The sequence below is a fragment of the Sphingomonas sp. NFR15 genome (genome assembly GCF_900103265.1).
Classification (GTDB): domain Bacteria; phylum Pseudomonadota; class Alphaproteobacteria; order Sphingomonadales; family Sphingomonadaceae; genus Sphingomonas; species Sphingomonas pollutisoli.
The window spans coordinates 991,425-1,017,354 of the sequence record NZ_FMWX01000001.1 but is presented as its reverse complement, the minus strand read 5'-3'; the positions used below and the strand labels follow the sequence as shown (position 1 = coordinate 1,017,354).

Annotated in this window: 28 protein-coding genes and 1 pseudogene; 16 read left to right on the top strand and 13 right to left on the bottom strand. The window is 68.5% G+C overall.

Translation table 11 applies throughout. The annotated features are described in order from the left end of the window. Window positions 1-61 precede the first annotated feature (61 nt). Entirely contained in the window at window positions 62-1,873 is a 1,812-nt protein-coding gene (locus tag BLS81_RS04735) for a peptide MFS transporter (RefSeq protein WP_093221261.1), read from the bottom strand. A 123-nt stretch (window positions 1,874-1,996) separates the two neighbouring features. Here BLS81_RS04735 and BLS81_RS04730 point away from each other — a divergent pair, with 123 nt between their 5' ends. From BLS81_RS04730 to BLS81_RS04680, 11 genes and pseudogenes are all read left to right on the top strand, one after another. Next, window positions 1,997-2,575: a nitroreductase family protein gene (locus BLS81_RS04730; protein ID WP_093221258.1), complete on the top strand. Its 579-nt coding sequence runs from the start codon at window positions 1,997-1,999 to the stop codon at window positions 2,573-2,575. 37 nt (window positions 2,576-2,612) lie between these two features. Continuing rightward, the gene (locus BLS81_RS04725; RefSeq protein ID WP_093221256.1) at window positions 2,613-2,969 is read left to right on the top strand and encodes a GntR family transcriptional regulator; all 357 of its coding nucleotides are present in this window, start codon (window positions 2,613-2,615) and stop codon (window positions 2,967-2,969) included. A 4-nt stretch (window positions 2,970-2,973) separates the two neighbouring features. Further along, a pseudogene (locus BLS81_RS04720) lies at window positions 2,974-3,641 on the top strand (pentapeptide repeat-containing protein). A 48-nt stretch (window positions 3,642-3,689) separates the two neighbouring features. Continuing rightward, the gene (locus BLS81_RS04715; protein WP_093221252.1) at window positions 3,690-4,802 is read left to right on the top strand and encodes an S-(hydroxymethyl)glutathione dehydrogenase/class III alcohol dehydrogenase; all 1,113 of its coding nucleotides are present in this window, start codon (window positions 3,690-3,692) and stop codon (window positions 4,800-4,802) included. Between the two features lie 4 nt (window positions 4,803-4,806). Next, entirely contained in the window at window positions 4,807-5,187 is a 381-nt protein-coding gene (locus tag BLS81_RS04710) for a VOC family protein (RefSeq protein WP_093221249.1), read from the top strand. Continuing rightward, window positions 5,187-6,017: an S-formylglutathione hydrolase gene (fghA, locus tag BLS81_RS04705; RefSeq protein WP_093221848.1), complete on the top strand. Its 831-nt coding sequence runs from the start codon at window positions 5,187-5,189 to the stop codon at window positions 6,015-6,017. The genes BLS81_RS04710 and fghA overlap by 1 nt, the downstream gene beginning before the upstream one ends. 46 nt (window positions 6,018-6,063) lie before the next feature. Continuing rightward, on the top strand, window positions 6,064-6,273 hold the full coding sequence (locus tag BLS81_RS04700; RefSeq protein WP_093221247.1) for a hypothetical protein: 210 nt from the start codon (window positions 6,064-6,066) through the stop codon (window positions 6,271-6,273). A gap of 82 nt (window positions 6,274-6,355) precedes the next feature. After that, window positions 6,356-6,922: a TetR/AcrR family transcriptional regulator gene (locus BLS81_RS04695; RefSeq protein ID WP_093221244.1), complete on the top strand. Its 567-nt coding sequence runs from the start codon at window positions 6,356-6,358 to the stop codon at window positions 6,920-6,922. A gap of 122 nt (window positions 6,923-7,044) precedes the next feature. Next, window positions 7,045-8,223 (top strand): HlyD family secretion protein, encoded by a 1,179-nt coding sequence (locus BLS81_RS04690; RefSeq protein ID WP_093221243.1) that lies wholly within the window; start codon window positions 7,045-7,047, stop codon window positions 8,221-8,223. Then, the gene (locus BLS81_RS04685; protein ID WP_093221240.1) at window positions 8,216-9,793 is read left to right on the top strand and encodes an MDR family MFS transporter; all 1,578 of its coding nucleotides are present in this window, start codon (window positions 8,216-8,218) and stop codon (window positions 9,791-9,793) included. Before BLS81_RS04690 ends, BLS81_RS04685 begins: the two co-directional genes overlap by 8 nt. Beyond that, window positions 9,793-11,280: an efflux transporter outer membrane subunit gene (locus BLS81_RS04680; RefSeq protein WP_093221238.1), complete on the top strand. Its 1,488-nt coding sequence runs from the start codon at window positions 9,793-9,795 to the stop codon at window positions 11,278-11,280. Before BLS81_RS04685 ends, BLS81_RS04680 begins: the two co-directional genes overlap by 1 nt. Here the strand turns inward: BLS81_RS04680 and BLS81_RS04675 are convergent. Further along, window positions 11,264-11,599, bottom strand: a complete 336-nt coding sequence (locus tag BLS81_RS04675; protein WP_093221236.1) for a lysozyme inhibitor LprI family protein — start codon at window positions 11,597-11,599, stop codon at window positions 11,264-11,266. The two genes, BLS81_RS04680 and BLS81_RS04675, sit on opposite strands and share 17 nt — an antisense overlap. Before the next feature lie 217 nt (window positions 11,600-11,816). On the opposite strand from BLS81_RS04675, the gene BLS81_RS04670 reads away from it, so the two are divergent. Beyond that, window positions 11,817-12,722, top strand: coding sequence for an alpha/beta hydrolase (locus BLS81_RS04670; RefSeq protein WP_256326080.1), 906 nt, complete (start codon window positions 11,817-11,819; stop codon window positions 12,720-12,722). 27 nt (window positions 12,723-12,749) lie between these two features. Here BLS81_RS04670 and BLS81_RS04665 read toward each other — a convergent pair whose 3' ends face one another. The 4 genes from BLS81_RS04665 to BLS81_RS04650 are packed head-to-tail and all read right to left on the bottom strand — an operon-like array spanning window position 12,750 to window position 18,316. Continuing rightward, window positions 12,750-13,844 carry an AI-2E family transporter gene (locus BLS81_RS04665; RefSeq protein WP_093221231.1) on the bottom strand — a complete coding sequence of 365 codons (1,095 nt, stop codon included), beginning with the start codon at window positions 13,842-13,844 and terminating at the stop codon, window positions 12,750-12,752. Further along, entirely contained in the window at window positions 13,841-16,411 is a 2,571-nt protein-coding gene (locus BLS81_RS04660; RefSeq protein ID WP_093221228.1) for a cation-translocating P-type ATPase, read from the bottom strand. The genes BLS81_RS04665 and BLS81_RS04660 overlap by 4 nt, the downstream gene beginning before the upstream one ends. Then, entirely contained in the window at window positions 16,408-17,109 is a 702-nt protein-coding gene (locus BLS81_RS04655; protein ID WP_093221225.1) for a VIT1/CCC1 transporter family protein, read from the bottom strand. Before BLS81_RS04655 ends, BLS81_RS04660 begins: the two co-directional genes overlap by 4 nt. A 52-nt stretch (window positions 17,110-17,161) precedes the next feature. Beyond that, window positions 17,162-18,316 (bottom strand): L,D-transpeptidase family protein, encoded by a 1,155-nt coding sequence (locus tag BLS81_RS04650; RefSeq protein ID WP_093221222.1) that lies wholly within the window; start codon window positions 18,314-18,316, stop codon window positions 17,162-17,164. A gap of 250 nt (window positions 18,317-18,566) precedes the next feature. On the opposite strand from BLS81_RS04650, the gene adhP reads away from it, so the two are divergent. Continuing rightward, window positions 18,567-19,598, top strand: coding sequence for an alcohol dehydrogenase AdhP (gene adhP / locus BLS81_RS04645; RefSeq protein WP_093221219.1), 1,032 nt, complete (start codon window positions 18,567-18,569; stop codon window positions 19,596-19,598). Between the two features lie 72 nt (window positions 19,599-19,670). On the opposite strand, the gene BLS81_RS04640 is transcribed toward adhP, so the two are convergent. Together BLS81_RS04640 and BLS81_RS04635 are read right to left on the bottom strand one after the other, a co-directional pair. After that, window positions 19,671-20,459 carry a universal stress protein gene (locus BLS81_RS04640; protein WP_143023299.1) on the bottom strand — a complete coding sequence of 263 codons (789 nt, stop codon included), beginning with the start codon at window positions 20,457-20,459 and terminating at the stop codon, window positions 19,671-19,673. Between the two features lie 111 nt (window positions 20,460-20,570). Then, a complete protein-coding gene (locus BLS81_RS04635) occupies window positions 20,571-21,008 on the bottom strand; it encodes a potassium channel family protein (protein WP_093221215.1) in 438 nt (145 codons plus the stop codon). A gap of 153 nt (window positions 21,009-21,161) precedes the next feature. On the opposite strand from BLS81_RS04635, the gene BLS81_RS04630 reads away from it, so the two are divergent. Next, the gene (locus BLS81_RS04630; protein ID WP_176787030.1) at window positions 21,162-21,803 is read left to right on the top strand and encodes an NAD(P)H-dependent oxidoreductase; all 642 of its coding nucleotides are present in this window, start codon (window positions 21,162-21,164) and stop codon (window positions 21,801-21,803) included. Window positions 21,804-21,825: 22 nt separating this feature from the next. On the opposite strand, the gene BLS81_RS20685 is transcribed toward BLS81_RS04630, so the two are convergent. The 5 genes from BLS81_RS20685 to BLS81_RS21025 form a co-directional block, all read right to left on the bottom strand. Continuing rightward, on the bottom strand, window positions 21,826-21,969 hold the full coding sequence (locus BLS81_RS20685; protein ID WP_176787029.1) for a hypothetical protein: 144 nt from the start codon (window positions 21,967-21,969) through the stop codon (window positions 21,826-21,828). Between the two features lie 37 nt (window positions 21,970-22,006). Then, complete coding sequence (locus tag BLS81_RS04625; RefSeq protein ID WP_176787028.1) at window positions 22,007-22,696, bottom strand: NAD(P)H-dependent oxidoreductase; 690 nt, start codon at window positions 22,694-22,696, stop codon at window positions 22,007-22,009. 13 nt (window positions 22,697-22,709) lie between these two features. Beyond that, on the bottom strand, window positions 22,710-23,498 hold the full coding sequence (locus BLS81_RS04620) for a universal stress protein (protein WP_093221207.1): 789 nt from the start codon (window positions 23,496-23,498) through the stop codon (window positions 22,710-22,712). Window positions 23,499-23,545: 47 nt separating this feature from the next. Continuing rightward, window positions 23,546-23,938, bottom strand: a complete 393-nt coding sequence (locus BLS81_RS04615) for a phasin family protein (protein ID WP_093221205.1) — start codon at window positions 23,936-23,938, stop codon at window positions 23,546-23,548. A 72-nt stretch (window positions 23,939-24,010) separates the two neighbouring features. After that, window positions 24,011-24,265 (bottom strand): response regulator transcription factor, encoded by a 255-nt coding sequence (locus BLS81_RS21025; protein ID WP_256326063.1) that lies wholly within the window; start codon window positions 24,263-24,265, stop codon window positions 24,011-24,013. A gap of 383 nt (window positions 24,266-24,648) precedes the next feature. Between BLS81_RS21025 and BLS81_RS04605 the strand changes: the two genes are divergently transcribed. Next, window positions 24,649-25,230 (top strand): NAD(P)H-dependent oxidoreductase, encoded by a 582-nt coding sequence (locus tag BLS81_RS04605; RefSeq protein WP_093221200.1) that lies wholly within the window; start codon window positions 24,649-24,651, stop codon window positions 25,228-25,230. Window positions 25,231-25,268: 38 nt separating this feature from the next. Then, window positions 25,269-25,919 (top strand): NAD(P)H-dependent oxidoreductase, encoded by a 651-nt coding sequence (locus BLS81_RS04600; protein ID WP_093221198.1) that lies wholly within the window; start codon window positions 25,269-25,271, stop codon window positions 25,917-25,919. Window positions 25,920-25,930: the final 11 nt, after the last annotated feature.

Here is a 25,930-nt window from a genome sequence, read left to right as displayed (position 1 = left end):
CACGAACGGGACGGACGGGGGGCGTCACGCCAGACATCCAGCGCTCAGCACGAACGGGTTTTCACGTCACCCCATGCATCCAGCGCTTGAGCGGCCACGACAGCGCGAGCAGCACCACGCCGAGCGCGATCGCGACTTCGGAGATCGTCACGAACACGCCGACATAGGTGTCGAGACTGACCTTGAGGTTGGTCACCTGTCCGCCGACCGTATCGACGCTGGCGAATTGCGCGACGACGCCGGCGACATATTGCGCGACCGAGATCGACAGGAACCACACGCCCATCATCAGCCCGACCACGCGCGCGATCGACAGCTTGGTTATCATCGAGAGGCCGACCGGCGAGATGCACAGTTCGGCGAGCGAGTGGATCACGTAGAGGCCGGCGAGCCACCACAGCCCGACCTTGTAATCGGCGCCGACGAAGGTCGTGCCCCAGACGAGGAACAGGAAGCCCGCGCCCACCCCCATCAGCGCGATGCCGAACTTGACCGGGATCGAGGGTTCCAGATTGCGCCGGGCGAGGAAGCCCCACACGACGCTCATCACCGGCGCGAGCAGCATGATCGCGATCGAGTTGAAATTCTGCGTTTGCGGCGCGGACAGCGAGAACAGCCCGAACACGCTGAGATCGGTGTTGCGGTCGGCGAACAGTGTCAGGCTCGATCCGGCCTGTTCGAACAAAGTCCAGAAGATCACGTTGAAGGTGACGAGCACCATCGCCGCCATCATCATCTGGAATTCGGTGCGGCTGCCGGCGAACCACGACCACAGGATGATCGCGGGAACCGAGACGAGGAAGGTGCCGAACAGCAATTTGCCCATCAGCGACAGTGACGCGAGATAGCCGAGGAAGCCCGATCCCGGCGCGGCCGGCGCCGCGCTCATCAGGTTGGTGAACAGGAAATAGAAGGCCGGCACCGCGAGGAGCGCACACAGATAGATGATCTTCGAGCGATCCTTCACCGCGTCGGCGGGCGGATTGCCGACCAGCGCGAGCTGGCCGCCGTGGAAGCTCACCATCGCCCACGAAATCAGCATAACCACGCCGGCGAAACCGAGCCCGAACGGCCAGCCGAACACGTCGGCGAAGATCGGGCACAGGATCTGCCCGAGGAACGAACCGGTGTTGATGCCCATGTAGAAGATCGTGAAACCCGAATCGCGGCGGCGGTCGCCTTGCGCGTAGAGTTCGCCGACCATCGTCGAGATATTGGGTTTGAAGAAGCCGTTGCCGACCGAGATCACCGACAGCGCGATGAGCAGGATCATCGTCAGCAGCGGATCGCGCTCGGCTTCCTCCGCGAAATGCCCGGCCGGCACGGTATGCGCCACGCTGCCGTCGGCGGCGAGCAGCGCGAGGCTGCCGTCGTCATTGCCGCGGATCTTGAGCTTCTGCCCCTGGTACAGCAGCGAGCGAACCTCATTGGGATCGCTGGTCGGCGCATCGCGGAAATGATCGACCACGACTTCGTAGCGCTGGCCGTCGATCACCTGATACGGCTTGGCGGGCTGGCCGCCGAACGCGAGCGTGAAATAGCCGACCGCCATCATCAGCGCGCCGAACTTCACCGCGCGCTTGGAGCCGAGATATTGATCGGCGAGGAAGCCGCCGACCAAGGGGGTGAGATACACCAGCGCGGTATAGCCGCCGTACAGCCCGGTCGAGGCGCGGTCGCCGAGCACGAAATGCTTGGTGAGGTAGATCGTCAGGAGCGCGCGCATCCCGTAATAGCCGAACCGCTCCCACATCTCGGTGCCGAACAGCCAGAACAGCGGCTTGGGGTGGCCGAACCACGTTCCGCTCGCCGCCGGATTGACATGGGTGATGTCCGGCTCTCGCGGGCTATCCGCGGTCGGGGTGTCCACCATTTTCTAATGTGCTCCTAAAAACGCGACGCGCCGCGCTTGGTCGCGCGGTGTTTTGTAGCAGATGAAACTAGCGGCATTCCGCCGGCTGTAAATATGTCCGCTGCCGCGCTACAGGGCCGGGCCATGTTCAACGACACCAGTTCGCCGCTCGCGCTGCTCGCCACGCGCCGCTCGGGCAAGCCGCGCGACATGATCGCGCCCGGCCCCTCGCCCGAACAGATGGAAACGATCCTCACCATCGCCGCGCGCACGCCCGATCACGGCAAGATCGCGCCGTGGCGCTTCGTGATCGTGCCCGGCGACAAGCGCGACCGGCTCGCCGAGGTCATCACCGAGGCGTACCGCGCCGAGCGGCCGCAGGCGACGCGCGTCGAACTCGAGTCGCTCGTCCAGTTCGCGCATCAGGCGCCGGCCCTGGTGGTGGTGCTCTCCGCGCCCCACCCGACCAGCAAGATCCCGCTGTGGGAGCAGGAGCTTTCGGCGGGCGCCGCGTGCATGAACCTGCTCACCGCCGCGCATGCGCTGGGCTTCGTCGGCGGCTGGCTGACTGGCTGGCCGGCGTTTTCGGATGCGGTGCGCGATGCGTTCGGCGCCGCGCCCGAGCGAATCGCCGGCTTCATCTTCCTCGGCACGCCCGAGCGCACCCTCGACGAGCGCCCCCGGCCCGAACTGGGCGACGTCGTCTCGACCTGGGCAGGCTAGGGCTGGACGCCACGCCCCGCTGCTGTATTAAGATGGCATGACAGCGCTCAGCAACGACGACAGCCCCGTGTACATCCGGCTGCGCGGCACGATCGCGGCGGCGATCCTGCGCGGCGATTATCGCGCGGGTGACCAGCTCCCCTCGGTGCGCGCGCTTGCTGCGCAGCATGGCGCCAATCCGCTCACCGTGGCGAAGGCATACCAGACCTTCCAGGACGACGGCTATGTCGAGGTGCGGCGCGGAGTCGGCATGTTCGTGCTGCCGGGTGCAGCGGAGAAGCTGCGCGACGCCGAGCGGACCCAGTTTCTAAACGAAAGCTGGCCGCGCATCCGGGAGCATATCGGTCTGCTCGGTCTCGATCCCGCCGACCTGCTGGAACGCAGCCACGCCTGAGCGAGTGACGATCACCGGCGAGTCGCTCGCGCGCGCGGATATCGCCGCGCTGGCTGGTTCGGCGCCCGTGAGCCTGATCGACTGCGATCTCGCCGAGGCCGAGCTTGGCCGGCTCGATCTGTCGGGATGGCGTTTCGAACGCTGCGGCCTGCGGCGCGCCGACTTCTCCGGCGCGCGGCTTGAGCGGACGCACTGGCGATCGTGTCGCGGCGCGTTCGCGACTTTCACCGGCGCGGAACTCGGCGATGCGGTGTTCGTGGCGAGCGATTTCAACAATGCGCTGTTGCGCGGCGCGACCTTGCCGGCGGCGTCGTTCACCGGCTGCAAGCTGACGGGCGCGGACTTCACCGATGCGCGCGCACTCGAGCTGCGGTTCGAAGAGACGTTGCTGATCGACGCGAGATTGGCGGGCTTTCGTTCCTCAAGCAGACGCTAACCCGGCTCGATCTCAGCCGTGCCGATCTGCGCAAATGCGATTTCCGCCACGCGGTGTTTGAAGCGTGCAGCCTGCGCGACGGCAACATGGCGGGCTCGCGCTTCACGGGCGCGGACCTGCGCGGTGCCGATCTCGGCGGGTTGCGGCTGGTCGATGCCGCGCTGTTCCGGGGCGCGACGATCTCGCGCGACCAGGCCGGGCAGTTGCTGGGCGAGCTCGGCCTCAACGTGCGGTAGCGCATCCGGACCGGGAGCGATAAGAGGCGCGCGATCAGGAGAAGCCGTATGAAAACCCGCGCTGCCGTATCGTTCGAAGCCAAAAAGCCGCTGGAGATCGTGGAACTCGATCTCGAAGGCCCGAAGCCGGGCGAGGTGCTGGTCGAGATCATGGCGACCGGCATCTGCCATACCGACGCCTATACGCTCGACGGGCTCGACAGCGAGGGGCTGTTCCCGAGCGTGCTGGGCCACGAGGGCGCGGGCATCGTCCGCGAAGTGGGCGCGGGCGTCACCAGCGTGGCGCCGGGCGATCACGTCATCCCGCTCTACACGCCCGAATGCCGCCAGTGTAAATCGTGCCTCAGCGGCAAGACCAACCTGTGCACCGCGATCCGCGCGACCCAAGGCAAGGGGTTGATGCCCGATGGCACGACTCGGTTCAGCTACAAGGGGCAGCCGATCTTCCACTACATGGGCTGTTCGACCTTCTCGAACTTCACCGTCCTGCCCGAGATCGCGGTCGCCAAGATCCGCGAGGACGCGCCGTTCAAGACGAGTTGCTATATCGGCTGCGGCGTGACGACCGGCGTCGGCGCGGTGGTCAACACCGCCAAAGTGCAGGTCGGCGACAACATCGTCGTGTTCGGGCTGGGCGGAATCGGCCTCAACGTGCTCCAGGGCGCGAAGCTGGCCGGCGCGAACAAGATCATCGGCGTCGATATCAACCCGGATCGGGAGGAATGGGGCCGCCGCTTCGGCATGACCGACTTCATCGACGCGCGCGGCAAATCGCGCGAGGAGACGATCGCTGAAATCCTCGCGCTCACCGACGGCGGCGCGGACTATACGTTCGATTGCACCGGCAACACCGAAGTGATGCGCACCGCGCTCGAGGCGTGCCATCGCGGCTGGGGCACCTCGATCATCATCGGCGTGGCCGAGGCGGGCAAGGAGATTTCGACCCGTCCGTTCCAGCTCGTCACCGGGCGCAATTGGCGCGGCACCGCGTTCGGCGGGGCGAAGGGTCGCACCGACGTGCCCAAGATCGTCGACTGGTATATGAACGGCAAGATCGAGATCGACCCGATGATCACCCACGTCCTCTCGCTCGACGAGATCAACAAGGGCTTCGACCTGATGCACGCGGGCGAGAGCATCCGTTCGGTCGTGGTGTATTGAGGCGATGTTCACCCACATCATGCTCGGTGCCGACGATCTCGATGCGTCGCAGCGCTTCTACGACGCCACGCTCGGTGCGCTCGGCATCGCGCCGGCGCGCCGCGCCGAGGATCGCTTCCTCTACGCGCACGACGGGGGCATCTTCATCGTGATCAAGCCGATCAACGGCGAAGCGGCATCTTGCGCCAACGGCGGCACGATCGGCTTTCGCGCCGTGTCTGCCGAGGCGGTCGATGCGTGGCACGCCGCCGGGCTGGCGCATGGCGGCAGCGCCTGCGAGGATCCGCCCGGCCATCGCGACACGCGGCTGGGCCGCGCGTACAGCGCGTATCTGCGCGACCCCGCCGGCAACAAGCTTTGCGCCGCGTACCGGATCGTCGCATGATCGAGACGGTCAGCACCGCGCGCGCGCATGGCGGCGTGCAGGGCGTGTACCGGCACGCGTCGGCTACGACCGGGACGACGATGACCTTTTCGGTGTTCGTGCCCGATCACGCGCCGGGGGCGCGCCTGCCGGTCGTGTGGTTCCTGTCAGGACTGACCTGCACGCACGCCAATGTCACGGAGAAGGGCGAGTATCGCGCCGCCTGCGCGGAGCTCGGGCTGATCTTCGTCGCGCCCGATACGTCGCCGCGCGGCGAGGGCGTGGCGGACGCGCCCGAATATGATTTCGGGCAGGGTGCGGGCTTTTACGTCAATGCGACACAAGCGCCGTGGTCCGCGCATTTCCACATGCGCTCGTACGTCGAGCAGGAACTCCCCGCGCTGATCGCGGCCGAGTTCCCCGCCGACATGGCGCGGCAGGGGATCACCGGCCATTCGATGGGCGGGCATGGCGCGCTGACGATCGGCCTGCGCAACCCCGACCGCTTCCGCAGCGTCTCCGCTTTCGCGCCGATCGTGGCGCCGAGCCAGGTGCCGTGGGGGCGGAAAGCGCTCACCGGCTATCTCGGCGACGATTCGGCGGTGTGGCGCGCGCACGACGCGGTCGCGCTGATCGAGGACGGCGCGCGGCTGGACGCGCTGCTGGTCGATCAGGGCGACGCCGATCCCTTTCTGGCCGAACAATTGCGCCCGGAGTTGCTTGCGGCGGCATGTGACGATGCCGGTATCCCGCTCACGCTCCGGCTCCAGCCCGGCTACGACCATAGCTATTATTGTGTCTCGACCTTCATGGCCGATCATCTGCGCTGGCATGCGGAGCGCCTCGGCTGAACCCGTTCGTGGTCCTCACGCGTTGGGTGGCTCTGAGGAGAACGACATGACCGACGATACGGCCACCGGGCGCGAGGATGAGATCGACCGCGATGTCGGCGGGGTTCAGGGCACCGAAGGCGACGACACGACGGCGGACGCGACCGGCGATGCCGGCGGGACCGACGAGGGCACCACGGTGATCGCGCCCGATGCGGGCGAGATCGAATGGGCCGGCGGGCTGGTCAAGAAGGCGCCGGGCACGTCGAACCCCTGACGATCGGGGCGTCGAGTCGCGCTTGTCGCAGTGCAACATTTCTGGCTTGACCGACTGAACACTCTTTAATAGACGGCGCGCCATGGCGAGGCCGAGAAGCGACGACAAGCGCAACGCGATCATGGCGGCGGCGACACGGATCATCGCCGCGCAGGGGCTTGGCGCGCCCACCGCGCTGATCGCCAAGGCGGCGGGTGTCTCGAACGGATCGCTGTTCACCTATTTCGAGACCAAGGCCGATCTGCTCAACCAGCTCTATATCGAGCTCAAGAGCGAGATCGCCTCGCTCGCGCTGGCGGATATGCCGATGGAGCAGAGCCCGCGCGAGCAACTCTTTCATGTCTGGTCGTGCTCGCTGCGCTGGGCGCAAAGCTATCCGGAGAAGCGCCGTGCGATGATGCAGCTCAACGTCTCCGACGAGGTCGGCGCGGCGAGCCGCGACCGCGTCCGCTGCGCGTATGGAGAGATCACCGCGCTCGTCGAGCGGGCGCGGGAGAATGGCCCGATGCACGCGGCGCCGTTCGGGCTGTTCGCGGCGCTGATGCACGCGGTAGCCGACGCGACGGTCGACTTCATCAATCAGGATCCCGCCAATGCCGATGCGCATCGCCAGACCGGCTTCGACGCGCTGTGGCGGATGATCGGATGATCTTCTTTTCAACTTCAAACGACTGACTGGTCAAACATGCAGGGTTTCATGATGACGCGATATGCAGACGGGCGGACGGTTGGGGCGCCCCCATCACGCAAGGCGAAGGCGGTGACGGCGCGATGAGCGACACGCCCGATCAGACCATGCGCGACGACGCGTCGGCACAGGACCAGCCCGAGGCCACTGCCAAGAAGTCCAAGCTGAGCCCGGTCACCAAGCTGGTGCTGCTGGCGGTCGTGGCCGTGCTGGTGGTGCTCGGCATCGTCTGGTTCATCCATCACCAGACCGTCGGCAAATATCTGCAATCGACCGATGACGCGACGATTGCCGCCGATGCGGTGGTGATCGCGCCGAAGGTGAGCGGCTATGTCGAGCAGGTGCTGGTGATCGACAACCAGGACGTGAAGGCCGGCGACCCGCTCGTCCGCATCGACCCGCGCGATTATCGCGCCCGCGCCGAGCAGGCGCAGGCGCAGATCGCGCAGGCCGCCGCGACGACCGAGAACGCGCGCGCCGGCATCGCCGAGCAATATGCTGCGATCGACCAGGTGCGCGCGCAGCTCGCCGCCGCGCGCACGAAAGCCGCGCACGACGCGGCCGAGGTCGCGCGCTACACGCCGCTCGCGGCGAGTGGTGCCGAGACCCGCCAGCAACTCGCGCAATTGCAGCTTGCCGCCAAGCAATCGGCCGAGGACGCGCGTGCGCAGGCGGCGGCGCTGGTCGCGCAGGAACGCCGCATCGCCAGCATCCGCGCGCAGGTGCGGCAGGGCGAGGCGCAGGCGCAGGGCGCGCGCGCCCAGCTTGCCGCGGCGAACGTCGATGTCGGCGCGACGATCCTGCGTGCGTCGATCAACGGCCGCATCGGAGACAAGACGGTGACGCTCGGCCAGTTCGCGCAGGCCGGTACGCGACTGATGTCGCTGGTGCCGCTCGACAAGATCTATGTGACCGCCAATTTCAAGGAGACCCAGCTCGCGCTGATGCGCGCCGGACAGCCGGCGACGATCGAGGTCGATGCGCTCGGCGGCACCGAGTTGCACGGCCGAGTCGAGAGCGTGTCGCCCGGCACCGGCGGCGAATTCTCGCTGCTGCCGCCGCAGAACGCGACCGGCAACTTCACCAAGATCGTCCAGCGCGTTCCGGTCCGCATCGCGATCGACGCGACCCCGGCGGCGCGCAAGCTGCTCGTCCCCGGGCTGTCGGTGACGGTGACGGTCAACACGATCGGCGCGAAGGGCGAACTCGACCATATCCGCGATCAGGAAAAGCAGCGCGAAAAGGCCCGTACGCGTGGCTAGCTCCGCCGCCGCCGTGCCCAAGGCGCGGCCGCCCGCCGATGCCGAGGGGCGCCGCGCCGATGCCAGCGCCTGGCTGGCGGTGGCGGCGGGCACGCTCGGCGCGCTGATGGCGACACTCGACATCTCGATCGTCAACTCGGCGCTGCCCACGATCCAGGGCGAGATCGGCGCGAGCGGTACCGAGGGCACGTGGGTCGCCACCGCCTATCTGGTCGCCGAGATCGTCATCATCCCGCTTTCGGCATGGCTGACGCGGATGCTCGGCTTGCGCACCTTCCTGCTGATCGCGACGGTGCTGTTCACCGGCTTCTCGCTGATCTGCGGCACCTCGACCAACCTGACGCAGATGATTATCGGTCGGGTCGGGCAGGGGTTCACCGGCGGCGCGCTGATCCCGACCGCGCAGACCATCATCGCGCAGCGGCTGCCGCGCGCGCAGCAGCCGGTCGGCATCGCCATGTTCGGCGTGGTCGCGATCATGGGGCCGGTGATCGGCCCGCTGCTTGGCGGCTGGCTGACCGAGAACGTGAGCTGGCACTACGCCTTCTTCATCAACCTGCCGATCTGCGTGGTGCTCGCGGTGCTGCTGTTCGTCGGTCTGCCCCACCAGAAGGCCAAGCTCGGCGAATTCGCCAATGCCGATTGGCTCGGCATCGCCGGACTCGCGCTCGGGCTGGGCGGGCTGACCGTCGTGCTCGAAGAGGGCCAGCGCGAATTGTGGTTCGATTCGAGCGTGATCCGCACGGTGACGGCGATTTCGGCGGTCGGCTTCATCTGTCTGTTCGCCGGGCAGGTGTTCGCGAAGCGGCCGGTCATCAAGCTCAGCCTGCTGCTCGATCGTCAGTTCGGGTCGGTGGCGCTGATGGGGATCGTGCTCGGCATCGTGCTGTACGGCACATCCTATGTGATCCCGCAATTCCTCGCTTCGATTGCCGATTACAATTCGCTGCAATCGGGCAAGGTCGTGCTGCTGTCGGGTATCCCCAGTCTGTTGCTGATGGCGGTTGTGCCGATCCTGCTCAAGCGGATCGATATCCGTATCGCGGTAGGGATGGGGCTTATCATCATGGGCACCTCGGCGCTGATCGATTCGAGCCTGAACGCGCAATCGACCGGCGGCGACTTCACCGCCTCGCAATTGTTACGCGGCGTCGGCCAGATCCTGACGATGCTGTTCCTCAGCCAGGCGGCGGTGCAATCGGTTCCGCCGGCCGATGCCGGCGACGCTTCGGGCCTGTACAACGCCGCGCGCAACCTTGGCGGCAGCCTCGCGCTTGCCGGCATCTCGATCATCCAGGATCAGCGGGTGTGGCTGCATTCGCGGCGGATGGAGGAATCGCTCCACGCCAATTCGGTGGCGGTGCAGGATTACATGGCGGCGACGGCGCGAACCGTCGGCAGCCAGGTGGCGGCGTACCGGCTGATCGGCGGGCAGATCCAGATCGAGGCGCTGGTGATGACCTATAACGACATCTTCTTCGTGATGGGCATGGGCGCGCTGATCGTGCTGCCGCTCATCTTCTTCCTTCGGCCCTTGCCGAAGCATTCCGAATCTGCGGCGGTGCATTGATGCTGAAACATACTCCCCTCGTCGCGCTGGCGTTGCTCGGCGCGTGTACGGCCGGCCCGAACTATGCCGGCCCGCCCAAGGCCGCGTCCGACGCGGTGGCGCGCGGCGGCTTCGTGCGCGCGAAGGACGCGGCGTTCGTCCCCGCGCCGGGCCTCGCGCGCTGGTGGGAGGCGCTCGGCGACACGACGCTCGACCGGCTCGTCGACGACGCGCTGGCGCACAGCCCAAATATCGATCTCGCGCAGGCGCGCATCCGCGAGGCGCAGGCGCAACTCAGCTCGCGCCGCGCCAACGAACTTCCCAATATCAGCGCCAACGCCACCTATCTGCATGCCGGGCTGCCGGGCACCAACCTGGTCGGATCGAGCGACAGCGGCAATGGCGGCAGCAGCGGCGGCGGGGATGTCTCGTCGCTCAATTTCTACAATCTCGGCGGGCAGGCGTCCTGGGAGGTCGATCTGTTCGGCGGCGGCCGGCGCGGCATCGAACAGGCGCGCGCGGGTGTCGCGCAGCGCTTCGCCGATCTCGCCGACGCGCAGGTCAGCCTGTCGGCGCAGGTCGCGCAAGCCTATGTCAATCTGCGCGACGTGCAGGAACGCCAGCGGCTCAACGCCGAATCGAGCCGGCTCCAGCGCCAGGCGCTCGATCTCACCCGCCAGCGCCTGCGCGCGGGCACGGCGTCGCAACTCGACGTCGAGCGCCTGCAGACCCAGGTCCAGAACACCGACGCGCAGAACGTGCCGCTCGCCGCGCAGATCGACCAGTATAAGGATCAGCTCGCGGTGTTGACCGGGCGGACGCCGGGCGCGCTCGACGCGCAGCTCGACGCGGGCGCGCCGGTGCCGCTGCCGCCCGCGCAGGTTCCGATCGGCGACCCGGCGACGCTGATCGCGCATCGCCCCGATATCCGTTCGGCGGAGCGCGCGCTCGCGGCGGGCAACGCCAATATCGGCGTGCAGACCGCCAAGCTGTATCCCAAGATCAACTTCATGGGCATCCTCGGCCTGGGCGGCACCAATCCGGGCGATGTGTTCGATCCGGGCAAGCTGACGTCTCTGGTCGCGCCGATGCTGAGCTGGTCGTTCCTCGATTTCGGCCGCACCCGCGCCGCGATCCACACCGCCGAGGCGCAGCGCGACCAGGCCGAGGCGCAATATCGCGAAACGGTCTTGGAGGCGCTTCAGGACGCCGAGCGCAACCTGTCGCTGTTCGGCAACGTCCGCCAGCAGCTTGGCCAGTTGCGTGGGGCCGAGGCGACGGCGGAGCGATCCGCCCAGCTCAATGCGCAGCGCTATCGGGCGGGCACCAGTACGCTGATCGACCAGCTCGATATCGAACGCCAGCGGCTGTCGGCGGCGATCGCGGTCGCGCAGGCCAAGGCGCAACTGACCAACGCCTATATCGGCGTGCAGAAGAGCCTCGGGCTGGGCTGGAGCGACCCCGCCGGCGCGCCGGCCGGCTCCGCGCCGGTCAGTTCCGGCGGCTGAACGCCGCCAGTTCGTCGGCGCGGCGGCTGGTCGTGTCGAACGCGCATTGCGCCGCCTCGATCCGGGAGATCGTGCCCTCGCCGAGCGCATAGGCGTGGCAATTGGCATCGCGGTACGCGATCCACGCGCGCTGCGCGGCTTGCAACGCCGCCGCCTGCCGCGCCGGAATGCGCGCCCGGGCCGCCTTGTAGGCGGCGTTGAGCCGCGCGTCGGCCTGCGCGGTCTGGCGCGTGAAGCACTCGGCGATCGCGGCGGTCGAGGTCTGGTCGAGGCAGGCGTTGGGCGTGGCGGCGGCCAGCGCGAGGATCGATAACAGCATCTGCGTCCTTCTCCCGGTTCGGCCGCGCCGGCGCGTGCGCCGAAACGGTCCGCGCGGATGGCAAGCGGCGCGGGGGCGTGTCAAGCCGGGCGACTGCCCGATGCGATTGACTGAGCCCGCCGCGTGGCGCAAAACCCGGACAAATCAGGGGAGATGGACAATGGGGCACACCAATTCGGGAAGACTGACTCGCGCGATCCGGCGGTCGGGCGTGCGGATGACGGCGACGGCGCTGGTTCTCGCGCTGGCGGCGGCCTCGCCCGCGCTGGCGCAGGCCGACCGGATGGTGGCGATCGCGGTCCCCAGCCAGCCGGACGCGATCGAACTCGGCACCGGGCCGCTGCCCGGCGCGACCGCCAAGGAATCCTGGCACAGCCAGTATAACAGTGTCTTCGCGCGCAACGTGACGGTGGCGACGCTCACGCCCTTCCTGCCGGACCCCGCCAAGGCGAGCGGCACCGCCGTCATCGTCGCGCCCGGTGGCGGCTTCACCACGCTGTCGATGCAGAACGAGGGGTGGGATGTCGCCCGCGCGCTCGCCGCGCGTGGCGTCGCCGCCTTCGTGCTCAAGTACCGGCTCAACCAGACCCCCGGCGACATGGCCGCCTATCAGCGGTCGCTCCAGGAGCGCGCCGCCGGCGGGGCGCCGCGCCCGAACGTGGCGGCGATGATGGCCAATCTCGGCCCGCAGCTCGCCGATGCGCGCGCCGCCTTCGCGCTGATCCGCGGCCGCGCGTCCGAATGGCATGTCGATCCGGCGCGGATCGGCATGGTCGGCTTTTCGGCGGGCGCGATGCTGACGATGGCGACCACCCTCAACGGCGCGGCCGATGCGAAGCCCGCCTTCGTCGGCAACGTTTATGGTTCGCTCGCGGCGGTGACGGTGCCCGCCGACGCGCCGCCGCTGTTCGTCGCGCTCGCCGCAGACGATCCGCTGTTCGGCAACGGCAATTTCGGGCTGATCGAGAGCTGGCGCGCGGCCAAGCGCCCGGTCGAGTTCCACTTCTTCGAACAGGGCGGACACGGCTTCGGCATGTACCCGAAGAAGACGACCAGCACCGGCTGGTTCGACGAATTCGCGCGCTGGATGACGATGCATGACTGGATGAAGCCCGCCGGCTGACGCGAAAGCGGCCGGACGGCGGGGGCGTCACGCCCCCGGCGGCGGTTCGACGACCGGGTCGGGGGCGGGGCGGGCGCTGATGAAAATGTCCCACACCGCCATGAACAGCGCCGCGATGACCGGCCCGACCACGAAGCCGTTGAACCCCATCAGCTCGAACCCGCCCAGCGTGGCGATCAGGACGACATAATCGGGCATGCGCGCATCGCGCCCGACCAGGATCGGGCGGACGACGTTGTCGACGCTGCTGATGATGAAGAAGCCGCAGCCAGCGAGCGCGATCCCCTGCCAGATCGCGCCGGTGGCGAACAGATAGATGGCGACCGGCACCCAGACGATGCCGGTCCCGATCGCCGGGAACAACGAGAACACGCCCATCGCGACGCCCCACAGCAAGGCGCCGGGCAGCCCCAACGCCCAGAACACGAGTCCGCCGGTCGCGCCCTGCAGGATGGCGACGATCAGGCTGCCCTTGATGGTCGCGCGGATCACGGCGACGAACTTGCCGATCAGCACGGCGCGCTGGCCGTCGGTGAGCGGGATCGCGCGTTCGATCCGCGCCGCGATCGCATGGCCGTCGCGCAGCAGGAAGAAGGTCAGGTAAAGCATCACCCCCAGCGCGACGAAGAACCCGAACGTGCCCTGGCCGATGCTCAGCACCTGCGCGGCCACGGTGCGAAAGCTGCTCGCGACCCCCTGGGCGAGTTTGGTGCGCAGCCCGTCCACGTCGCCGAGGCCGATGTCCCGCAGCCAACCTCTCAGCCAGCCCGGCAGATGCGCCTGCGCCTCGACGAACAGCCGTCCGATGTCGATCTCCCCGGCATGCACACGCGCGTAGAAGGCCGTCGCCTCGCGCAGCAGCGCGCCGGCGAGCAGCATCGCGGGAACCACGACGACCACGACGATGATGAGCAAGGTTATCAGCGCGGCGCCGCTGCGGCGCCGCGGCATCATGCCGAGCACGCGCGCGTTGAGCGGCTCGAACAGCACCGCCGCGATCACCGCCCACAGGATCGCGCCCGCGAAAGGCGCGATCAGCCACACGAACGCCACGGTGGCGGCAGCGACCAGCGCCAGCAGGAAGACTCCCGCCGGCGTCTTTTGGCCGGGATGCTCCATCATGCCGTTGCGGCCAATCCGCGCGTGCCAGCCGGCACGAGGCGGGCGAGCAGGTGCCGGACGAGCGGCTTGCACGCTTCGAGCAGGATCAGCAGGACCATGCCCAGCGCGAGCGCGAGCGCCATGTCGCTCCAGCGGATCGACCCGAATTTCAGCAGCGCTTGCGACTGCGGCACGAACAGGATCAGCACGGTCACGCTCGCGATGGCGCCGAGCACATAGCGGAGCGCCGCGTTGGCGCGCGCGACCGCTTGGCCGATCGAGCTGCCGAACGCCCGGTTGATCAGTATCAGCGCGATGATCTCCGCGACCAGCGCAAAGAACATCAGCGCGCGCAGTTCGGTGTCGGACATGCCGGTCGATCGCTCGACCACGAAGACCAATGCCAGCGTCGCGAAGGCGGCGCACCCCTGGAACACGCTCCACACGACCATCGCCACGGAGAACAAGGTTTCGGATGGATCGCGGGGACGGCGTCGCATGATGTCGTCTTCGCCGCTTTCGGCCTCGAACACCAGCGCGCAGACCGGGTCGATCACCATTTCCAGCAGGGCGATATGGATCGGGCCGAACAACACCGGCAGCCCGAACACCAGCGGCAGCAGCGCCAGCCCCGCGATCGGCACATGGACCGCGAAAATGAAGGACATCGCCTTGCGGATATTGTCGTAGATCCGCCGCCCGAGCCGAACCGCCTGCACGATCGCCCCGAAATCATCCTCGATCAGCACGATCGACGACGCCTCGCGCGCGACATCGGTGCCGCGCCTGCCCATCGCGATGCCGATGTGCGCGGCCTTGAGCGAGGGCGCGTCGTTGACGCCGTCTCCGGTCATCGCGACGATCTCGCCGTCGGCCTTGAACGCCTGCACGATGCGCAACTTCTGTTCGGGCATGATGCGCGCGAAGACGGTGACGCGCTTCAGCCGCTCGGCGAGCCGGGCGTCGTCCAGCGCGGCGAGTTCGGCGCCGGTCAGCACATCCCCTGCGGCGAGCCCGGCCTGATCGGCGATCGATCGCGCGGTGGCGGCGTAATCGCCGGTGATCATCACGACCCGGATGCCGGCGCCGCGACATTCGGCGACCGCGCCCGGCACGCTCGCGCGGAGCGGATCGGCCAGCCCGACGAGGCCGCACAGGTCATAGTCATAGCCGTGTTGCGTCTCGTGCCAGTCGCGGTCGCGCGGGGCCGCCGTGGCGACGGCGAGGACGCGGATGCCGCGCACCGCCATCGCCTCGATCGCGGCGGTCATTTCGGCGAACGGTTCCGGCGGCAGGTGGCACAGCGCGGCGATCGCCTCGGGCGCGCCCTTGGCGGCAAGGACGAGAGCCGCGCCGTCATCCCAGATGTTCGACACCGCGAGCAGTTCGGGGCGCAGTGCATAGCTGTGGACCAGCGCGCCCCGCGACGCCCCCGGTTGCGGCGCGGCACCGCGCGCGGCGTGCAGCGCGATCTCCATCGGGTCGGTCGGCTCGACCGCGCTGGCGAGCGCGGCGGTTTCGATAAGGCCGCGATAGGCCTCGGGGACGGTCACGCCCGGCCCGAGCGCGAGCGTCTCGCCCGACGGGAGCCAGAGTTCGGCGACCGACATGCGGTTCTCGGTCAGCGTGCCGGTCTTGTCAGTGCACAGCACCGTCGCCGAGCCGAGCGTCTCGATCGCCGCCGCGCGGCGCGTGAGCACGCCGACCTTGCCGATCCGCCACGCGCCCATCGCGAGGAAGACGGTGAGGACGACCGGAAACTCCTCGGGCAGCATCGACATGCCGATCGCGATGCCGGCGAGGATCGCCTCGACCCAGCCGCCGCGCAAGAAGCCCGTGAGCAGCACGACGAGCAGCGCGACCGTGGCGCCGCCCGCCGCGCACCAGGTGACGATCCGCGTCGTTTCGCGGCGCAGACGCGGCGCTTCGGTGTCGAGCGTGGCGAGCGCCTGGCCGATCCTACCGATTTCGCTACGCGGCCCGGTCGCGATGACGCGGGCGATGCCGGTGCCGCGCGTGACGAGCGAGCCGGAATAGACGAAGGGCTGGCCCTCGCCGCCGGGCCGGCGGGTATCGGGCGCGAGACCTTCGGCGGCGACCGTCTTGCCGACCGGCAGCGATTCGCCGGTGAGCAGCGATTCGTCGGTCTGGAGATCCGCCGCCTCCACCAGCACGGCATCGGCGGCCACCCGGTCGCCTTGTTCCAGCACCATCAGATCGTCCCGGACGACCTCCCGCCCGGCGATGCGCATGCGCGCGCCGTCGCGGATCACCAGCGCGCGCGGCGCCGAGAGATCGCGGAGCGCCTCCAGAACATGTTCGGTGCGCGCTTCCTGGACGACGGTGACGACGACCGAGAAGGTCGCGAAGGCGAGCAGGATCAACGCCTCGGCCAGATCGCCGAGCAGCAGATAGGCGCCGCCGCCCGCCAGCAGCAACGCGAGCATCGGCTCGCGCAGCACGTCGAGCACGATTGCCACGGTCGAGCGCCGGCCCGCCTGCGCCAGGGCGTTCGGGCCTTCGGCGGTAAGCCGCTCCGCCGCCGCCGCCGCCGTCAGGCCCACGTGGCGGTGCGCGGCGGCGGTCATACCGCCGTGCCGACCGCCAGCCCGATCCCGGCGGTCAGCGCCATCGCGAGCGCGCCCCAGAAGGTCACGCGCAGCGTCGCGGTCCAGACCGGCGCGCCGCCCGCGCGCGCGCCGATGCCGCCGAGCAGCGCGAGGAACAGCAGCGAGCCGACCGCCTCGCTCGGCGCCAGCCACCGCGCGGGCGCCACGAACACGATCGCGAGCGGCAGCGCGGCGCCGGTGGTGAAGGTGGCGGCGGACGTGAACGCCGCCTGGATCGGCCGCGCGGTCGTGATCCGCGAGATACCCAGTTCGTCGCGGGCGTGCGCGGCGAGCGCGTCCTTCGCCATCAATTGCCGCGCGACGATCTGCGCGGTCGCCGGATCGACGCCGCGTTCGACATAGATGCCGGCCAGTTCGTTGACCTCGGCGGCGGTGTCCCCGGCGAGTTCGCTGCGCTCGCGCGCGAGATCGGCCTGTTCGGTGTCCGATTGCGAGCTGACCGAGACATATTCGCCCGCCGCCATCGACATCGCGCCGGCGACCAGTCCGGCCGCGCCCGCGACCAATATGTCCGCCGGCCGGGCGGCAGCGGCGGCGACGCCGATGATCAGGCTCGCGGTCGAGACGATCCCATCATTGGCGCCGAGCACGGCGGCGCGCAGCCAGCCGATCCGGGAGACGAGGTGATGTTCACGATGCACACGCAACCTGGTCATCGCCGCTCCCTTTCCGGCATGCCGATGGCTCGCGCTGTGGGCGCGCGGGCGATCAGCGCGCGCATTGGCCCTGGTCCCCCCGCAGCTTTGCGCCGGTATCGCGGTGATAGATATCAGCGATGTACCGTATGTCACCTTTGTCATCGGGTTCGGCGGTGAAATAGGCGATGTAGATCGGGACCGGCGCGGCCAGCGCGACCGTGCGCGTCCGTCCGGTGGCGACGGCCGCGTCGACATCTCCGCGCGTCCAGCCGGGTTGTTTCGACAGCAGTGCGGCGACGAGGCCGAGCGCATCGCCGACCCGGACGCACCCGTGGCTATAGGCCCGCACGTCCTCGGCGAAGAGTTTCTGTTCGGGGGTGTCGTGCAGATAGACGCTGTACCCATTCGGCATGACCAGCTTCATCCGGCCGAGCGCGTTGTTCGCGCCGGGGCGCTGTCGATAGCGGCCCGCTTGCAGGACATAGCCCTGCGCGGCGGCTTGCGCGGGATGGGTCCGCAGTAGCGCGGCGATGCCCTCGCGCGCGATCGAGGGCGGAATCTCCCACCACGGATTGAGGATCACGCCCGTGACCGTCGCGGCGAACACGGGGGTCGGCGACGCCGTCTTTCCCGCCACCACGCGCCAACGCCCGGTCATCTTCCCGTCCTCCCACAACGTCGCCTCGAAGGCGGCGGTGTTGACCAGAAGGTAGCGGGTGCCGAGCGCGCGCGGCATCCAGCGCCACCGGTCCAGATTGGCGGCGAGCGTGGCGCGGCGGGCCGGATCGCTTTCCGCGTGATAGGCCGCGCGGAGCGCCAGGTAATAGGGGTGCGAGGGCCGCGCGGATGCGAACAGCGCGTCGATCCGGTCGGCCGCCACCGCCTGTCCGACGCGCGTCGCGGCGTCGGTTCGGTCGGACGTGTCGGCGATATGCCAGCCGCTGCGAAGCGCGGCCCCGCAACAGCCATGCCGATGGGCTTCGAGCAGCCGCGTCGCCGCCTCCGTCGCGGCGGCGTCGAGAGCGGCTTGATCGTTCGTATCAAGCGCGGCCCGCACGATGCGCGCCTGCGCCGTGACGGGTTCCAGCGCGTCATCGGCGGCCGCGTCGAGCCATTCGACGAGCCGGGCGGCCTGGGGCCGCGTCCAGTGCGGCTGGACGACATCGGGCGCGGGGGCGGCCGACACCAGCGACAGGAAGCAGCAGAGCAGGACGGCGCGTGTCATCGCACGCTCATCAGCGGTGGGGCGCGGGGTGCCTATACGGGTTTCTACGGTGCGGGCGCCGCAAGCCCAAGCCGGTCCGGCGCCCGGTCTTCCGGGTGAACCGGGTGCGGGCGCGACTACGTAGCAATCCGTATTGGGCCGTCGTCGCCGTGCGAACAAAGCTGCCCGTGGCCGGCCCGATCCGGGGCGCTCGACGCGATGGGCGTATGCGACTGCATCGACGCGCCGTTCTGAACGAGGATAGACATCAATGGAAAAGACAATGAAAGCGGCGGTGGTCCGCGACTTCGGCAAGCCGCTCGTTATCGAGGAAGTGGCGGTGCGGATGCCGGGGCCGGGGCAGATCCTCGTCAAGATCGCGGCGACCGGCGTGTGCCACACCGATCTCCACGCCGCGCAAGGCGACTGGCCGGTCAAGCCCAAACCGCCGTTCATCCCCGGCCATGAGGGCGTCGGCCATGTCGTCGCGGTCGGCGCGGGGGTCGGCCATGTGAAGGAGGGCGACCGGGTCGGCGTGCCCTGGCTCTACACCGCCTGCGGGCACTGCGTGCATTGCCTCGGCGGATGGGAGACCTTGTGCGAGGCGCAGCAGAACACCGGCTATTCGGTGAACGGCAGCTTCGCCGAATATGTCATCGCCGATCCCAATTACGTCGGCCATCTGCCCGCCAACGTCGGTTTCGTCGAGATCGCGCCGGTGCTGTGCGCGGGCGTGACGGTCTATAAGGGCCTCAAGGTCACCGACACCAAGCCGGGCGACTGGGTGGCGATCTCGGGCATCGGCGGTCTGGGCCACATGGCGGTGCAATATGCCAAGGCGATGGGGCTGAACGTCGTCGCGGTCGATATCGACGACGCCAAGCTGAAGCTCGCGACGGAGCTGGGCGCGGCGCTCACCGTCAACGCGCGCAACACCGATCCCGCCGCGTTCATCAAGAAGGCGATCGGCGGCGCGCAGGGCGTGCTGGTGACGGCGGTCTCGCCGATCGCGTTCGCGCAGGCGATGGGGATGGTGCGGCGTGGCGGTACGGTCGCGCTCAACGGCCTGCCGCCCGGCGATTTCCCGCTGTCGATCTTCGATACCGTGCTCAACGGCATCACCGTGCGCGGGTCGATCGTCGGCACGCGGCTTGATCTTCAGGAGGCGCTTGATTTCGCTGGTGACGGCAAAGTCCATGCGACCGTCGCCACCGACACGCTCGAGAATATCAATCAGGTCTTCGGGCGGATGACGCGCGGCGAGATCGAAGGACGGATCGTGATCGACTTCGAAAAGGCGTGACGTTCCGGCCCGAACGTCCGGCCGGCTCGGCGAAATTGGGTCGTGCCGGACGTTCGCGGCGGAAACCGGCGTTCAATGCGCGAGGAACACCGGGATCGGGCTTTGCCCGAGCATCTCGCGCGTCGCGTTGCCGAATGCCGCCTCGACGAGCCGCAAATGGCCATAGCCGCCCATGACGGCATAGCCGAACGCGCCCGACGATGCCTCGGCCAGCAGCGCCGGCCCCGCGCGCGGCGCATCGACCCGTCGGATTTCGGCCCAGATGCCGTAACGCGACAGATATTCGGCGGCATCCTCCGCCGGGGTGGTGGTGATCGAGCCATCCTGCACCTCGACGATGGTGACGCGACGCGTGCGCCGCAGCAGTGGCACGGCGGCGCGCAGCGCGCATGCGGCGCAGCGCGATCCGTCCCAGGCGAGCAGCACCGCATCGCGATCGAGCCCGCGGCATTCCGCCGGCACCGCGAGCACGGGCTTGCCTGAACGGACGATCAGGTCGGCCCCGGCGCCGTGCATTTCGGGATAGGCGAAATCGCCGAGTTCGCGCTGGACGACGATCACGTCGGCGAGCGCCGCCGCGCCGCGCAAGGATGTCGCGATGTCGCGGCGCGCGTCGATCCAGTCCCAGGATATGTCCTCGCCGGCGAGCCGCGCTTCGACCGCGCTTCTGGCGCTCGTCTCCGCCGTGAGCAATCCGCCGCGCTCGCCGCCGTCACGACACCCGTCCGTGTCGGTCGCGGGGCCTCCGCCGATATCGAGACAGGTGACATGCCCGTCGATCGTGCGGCACAGATCGAGCGCGACCTGCAAGCGCCCGTCCTGGCCACGATCGCTGTGGATGAGCAGAAGGATGTTCTTCATCGGGTCGTTCCCGTGCCGCGATACCGTCATCACCAGGGGTATGTCGCGCGCCACGCGCCGCCCATCCGCAATCATACGGACATGGCGCAGGGCCGACGGGGCGATGGCGGGCTATAGGCCGAGCTGCCGCTCGACGAAGCCGATCCGGCGCACCATCGCGACGAAGAAGGCGGTCGACCAGCCCAGCAGGATGATGCCGTTCGCGCCCTCGATCGCGCCGATCAGCCGCCACGGCCGGGCGAGCAGGACATCGCCATAGCCGATCGTCGTATAGGTGGCGGTGGAGAAATACAGCGCGGTTTCGAAATCGGGCACCGCGCCAGTGCCGTCGTAAAGCAGCGCATAGGCCCAGATCTCGATACCGTGCAGCACGAACAGCCCGATCGCCGCGGCGACGATCACCGCGACCTCGACCCGCCAGTGGCGCTCGGCGGGCACGCGCGCGCGGTGCGCCAGCACGCTGATCAGCAGCGCCAAACCGCCGAGATGCAGGATCAGCATCGACAAGACCATCGCGGTCGCGACGAGCAATTGGCAGGCGAGACTCATGCCCGCGCGAGTAGCAAAAGGCCGCGAGGGGCACCGACTGGGGAAAGTACGTAGCCCCGATGCCGCGCCCCCGCCGCCGCTACGGGAGACTACGCATGGCCATCCCCCGGCCGAGCGGCGATGACCGCCGACGATAGCTGATTGGAGATGATGATGGCCGGCCCTCAGACACCGTCCGCCCCGTTCCGCCACCTGCTGGTCTGCGCCAACCCCTCGACCCACAGTTTCGACCATGCGATCGTGAACACCTATGCCGAGACTGCGCGCGGCTATGGTCATGGCGTCGAGGTCCGCGATCTGTACGCGCTCGGGTTCGATCCGGTGCTGCGCGACGAGGAGCGGCCCGGCACCGGCGCATGGACGCCCTCCGCCGATGTCGCGGCCGAGCTCGATCTGCTGAACGCGGCGGATATCCTCGTTCTGGTCTATCCGATCTGGTACGGCCTGCCGCCGGCGATGCTGAAGGGCTATGTCGACCGGGTGCTCGGCGCGAACCATTCGTTTCGCAAGGTCGCCGACAACCGGACGCAGTCGCCGCTGGCGGGCAAGCCGCTGCTGTCGTTCAGCACCTCGGGTCTGTCGCATGTGTGGCTGCACGCGCGCGGGCAGGACGATTCGCTCCGCGCGGTGTTCGATGCCTATCTGATGCGCGCCTTCGGGATGCGGCGGAGCGACCATGTCGCGATCGACGAGATCGTGCCTAACATGAGCGAGCATCACGCGGCGGCGCAACTCGAACGGGTGCGGGCCGCCGCGCGGCAAGTCTGCGACATGCCGGCCCGAGCCGACGCCTGACGCGCGGCGGTGCCGCTCGCGATCAAAACCGCTGCTTGAGCAGCGCGACGAGCGCCATGACCATGCCGAGCAGGGTGAGACCGACGAAAAAGGCGATTGGGCCGGGCGTGCGGCCGATCTCCTCTCCGGGGGGGATCGGCCCCTCGTCGTCAAACTGCTGTGACATCGGCGGGCTTCCTTTCAAGCGGCGGTGGGCGGCGCGGTCAGGCGGGCGGATGCTCCGGTACGGGCGGCGGCGCCTGCGGTGCGGCGCGGCCATGGCTGAGAACGCGCGACATCTCGTCGCGGTGGGCGGCGTGAAGTGCGTCGGCGCAGATCTGCCGGGCGGTCTCGCGCACCCGTTCGAGCTGTTCCTCGGCATAATGTTTGTCGAGGCCCTCGACGATGGCGTCGATGTGCAGGTGCCGGGTGTCCGCCATGTTGAAGATCGTACCGAGATATCGGTCGAAGCCTTCGCGAAGCGCGATCAACTGCCCGTGCTCGGCGAGCCACGCCTCGGTCGAGGCCGATGTCGTGATGCCGAGCATGCGCACGCCCGCGAGCAGCGGCTTGCCCACGCGGGGATGCTCGCTGTCCGGCTTGAAGCCGCCGCCCAGCACGCGATCGACATAGCCCTTGATCATCGCCGGGGGGAGGCCGAACCAGATCGGATAGATGAAGGTGAGGACGTCGCAGCGGCGGATTTCGCGCAGGTCGTCGAGCGTGGCGAGTTGCGGCCCTTCGCCGATATATTCGAGGATCGGATCGAAGCGCAGCGCATAGAGATCGCGCACACACACGACCTGACCGCACGCCTGCACGGTTTCGCTATAGGTGGCGGCGATCTGGTGGTTGAAGCTGCCGCTGCGGGGATGGCATAGCACCACCAGATGCCGGATCGGTTCGATGGTCACGGCCGCATCTCCTTCAATGCTTGATGAAGAGCGGGAAGGGGCAATCGTTCAGCAGGCGCTCGGTCACGCCGCCGAACAGGCCCTCCACCAGACGCGCGTGGCCGTAGCCGCCCATGACGACATAGGCGGGTTTGATCCCCTCGATCGCTTCGCGGATCACGAACCCGGCCTTCTCGCCGAACGCGGGATCGTGCCGGAGGTGGTGGCGGATGCCGCGCTCCGACAGATATTCGGTGCATTTAAAAGCGGGCACGCCGAGCGAGCCGTCGTCGATCTCCAGCACGGTGACGGACGCGGCGCGGCGCAGCAACGGCATCGCCGCGAGCATCGCGTCGTTCGCGCCCTGTGATCCGTCCCACAGCAGAAGCGCCTCGCCGTGGAGTTGCATGCCAGCCGCCGTACCCGGCACCGCGAGCACGGGCTTGTCGGCGTGTACCAGTGTTTCGCCGATCGCCTTGTGCATCGCGGGGAAGAGCAAGTCCTTCGGCGAACTCAGCACCACCAGATCGGCGAGCGGGGCGACCTGCGCGAGTTCGTGCGCCAGCTCGCCGCGCCGCTCGATCCAGTCGTATCGAAGCCCGCTGCGGTCGAGTTCGGCGCGTGCCGCCAGCACCGCCTCGGTGGCGGTGTCCGGCTCCAGCACCATCGGCCCGAACAGCGGGTCCGCGCCGATCGATGCGATCGGGATGGTCAGATCGAGACAGAGCAAGGTCGCGTCCAGCGCTCCGGCGACATCGACGGCGGCCCGCAGCCGTGAAGTGAGACCGGCGTCATCATGGACGAGCAAGAGAATGGTGTTCATTGTTTTTCGCGTCCCCGCTTCGATGAAGGCCGCCGGCCGCCGACGTGTCAGGCGGCGTGACGCGGCGTGGTCGCGGCCGCGATGTTGGCGGCGTCGCGCTGCGCGGTCTGCAACGCCTCGACCGCTTGGCGGCCGATCTCGCCGCTTTGCTCCGCGAAATGCCTGAAGCCGGTCTGGACGAAGTCCGAACAGGCCGAGAGCACCTCGGTGGGCGTGTTCGCGCTGGATACCGCGTCGGCGAACTTCAGGCCGTCGGCCGTGCGCTCGCTGAGAAACGCGATCGCCTGACGTTGACGGTCGAAATAGGTCTTGAGCACGGTGGCCTGAAGGCGCGGCCCCACCATCAGCATCTTGCCGATCGCGGGAATCGCCGCCGTGACGGACGCCTCGCTCCTGGCGGCGTGTTGATCCGTTACCAACGTCTGCTGATCTTCACTCATCTCGGTCTCCGGTCAAATGGTCCCCGCAGGGGCGGTCTGCATCTTGGGCCGGGCGGGGCGCTATACGGGATGTTACGCGGTGTCGGTCGGGCGGGCGGTGGCGATCGCGACGAGATCGGCCGCGCTGCCGACGCGGAGCTTGCGCATCAGGCGGCCGCGATGATTTTCGACCGTGCGGTGGCTGATGCCGAGTTCGATCGCGATCTGCTTGTTGGTCAGGCCGCGCACGACGCCGTCGAGCACGTCGCGTTCGCGCGCGGAGAGGCTCTCGAGCGTGGCCGGGCGGCGATGGTCCGGCGCCCGGAGCGAGTCGGGCGCGGGCGGCATCACGCGGCGCCCGGCGGGCACGGCGCCAGCGCGCGCGCGGCGCCCGCGCCATGCGCGACGATAGGGGCTCCCGGCCTTTGGCCCGTGGTCGATGCGGCGACATTCCTCATCCGACGCTCCTCGGCGAACCCCGCCATGTTGCGCGATTGTTGCGCGATTGCTGCGCCGCGTCGTTACGTAATGGTCACACGGATCGGCCGGGCCGCCCGGGTCTCGGGCGCGTCCGGCGCGCGGATGCGGGGAATTACGCATGGCCGCGCCCGCCGCGTCTGGGGCAAACCCGGCAGCGCAGTTCGCAAACCGGCGAGAGACACGATGACGATCCGCCACCCATCCGCTCCGACCGCCAGCGCCGCGCCGCGCGTCGCCACGGAGGACGCGGCATGAAGAAGCGCCTTCTCGTCATCGACGGGCACCCGGACGCAGATCCGGCGCGGTTCGTCCACGCACTCGCGCGGCGATACATCGAAGGGGCCGAGGAGGGGGGGCATGAGGTCCGCACGCTCAACGTCGCCGAGCTTCGCTTCCCGTTGGTCGCCTCGCGCGCTGATTGGGAGAATGGCAACCTGCCCCCCGATATCCAGACCGCGCAGGAAGCGGTCGCCTGGGCCGATCACATCGCCATCTTCTTCCCGCTATGGCTCGGCGACATGCCCGCGCTGCTCAAGGGCTTCGTCGAGCAGGTGATGCGGCCCGGATTCGCGTTCGTCGAGCGGCAGGGCAAGCTGCACGAGAAGCGCCTGACGTCGCGCACGGGGCGGCTGATCGTGACGATGGGGATGCCGGCGGTGGTCTATCGCACCTATTACCGCGCGCACTGCGTCAAGAGTTTCGAGCGCAACATCCTGCGGTTCGTCGGGATACGGCCGCTCGGCCATGTCCTGATCGGCAATGTCGAGGGGAGCGCGGTGGCGCGGGCGGGGTGGCTCGACGATCTGTTCGATTTCGGCGAGGCCGGGATCTGATCGTCCCGCGCACGGTGTTTCAGACGGAGGCCCGATTCATGGCAAGCAACGATCCCGGCGCAGCCCCGCTGCATGTCGTCATCCTCTGCCACCCCGATGACAACAGCTTCAACGCCTCGGTCGCGCGCGCCTATTGCGACGCGGTCGAGAAGCACGGACACCGCGCGATCCTGCGCGACCTGTACGCGATGAACTTCAATCCGGTCCTGAGACGCGAGGAACGGCCCGGGCCGGCGTTCCGCCGCTTTCCGGACGTGACCGACGAACTCGCGATCCTCGCGGACGCGGTCGCGTTCGTGCTGGTCTATCCGATCTGGTTCGGGACACCGCCGGCGATGATGAAAGGCTATGTCGAGCGTGTGCTGGCTTCGGCCGCGACCGCGCAGGACGTGCAGGCGGCGGCGGCGAAAGGCGTGCTGACCGGCAAGGTGATGATAAGCTTCACGTCCTCGGCCGCGCGCGAAGTCTGGCTGAACCTGCAAGGGCAGGTGAACGGCTTGCGGAGCTGTTTCGACCATTACATCAAACACGCCTTCGCGCTGCGGATGGTGCGCCATGTCCACTATGACGAGATCGTCGATGGCGTCGATGCGGGCTTCGTGCGCCAGTATCTGAGCGACGTGCGCATGGAAGCGGGCAAGGTGATCCGCGAGCTCGCCGACGCGTCGGCGCGCGCGGCGGCGGGATGACCGCCGCGCGC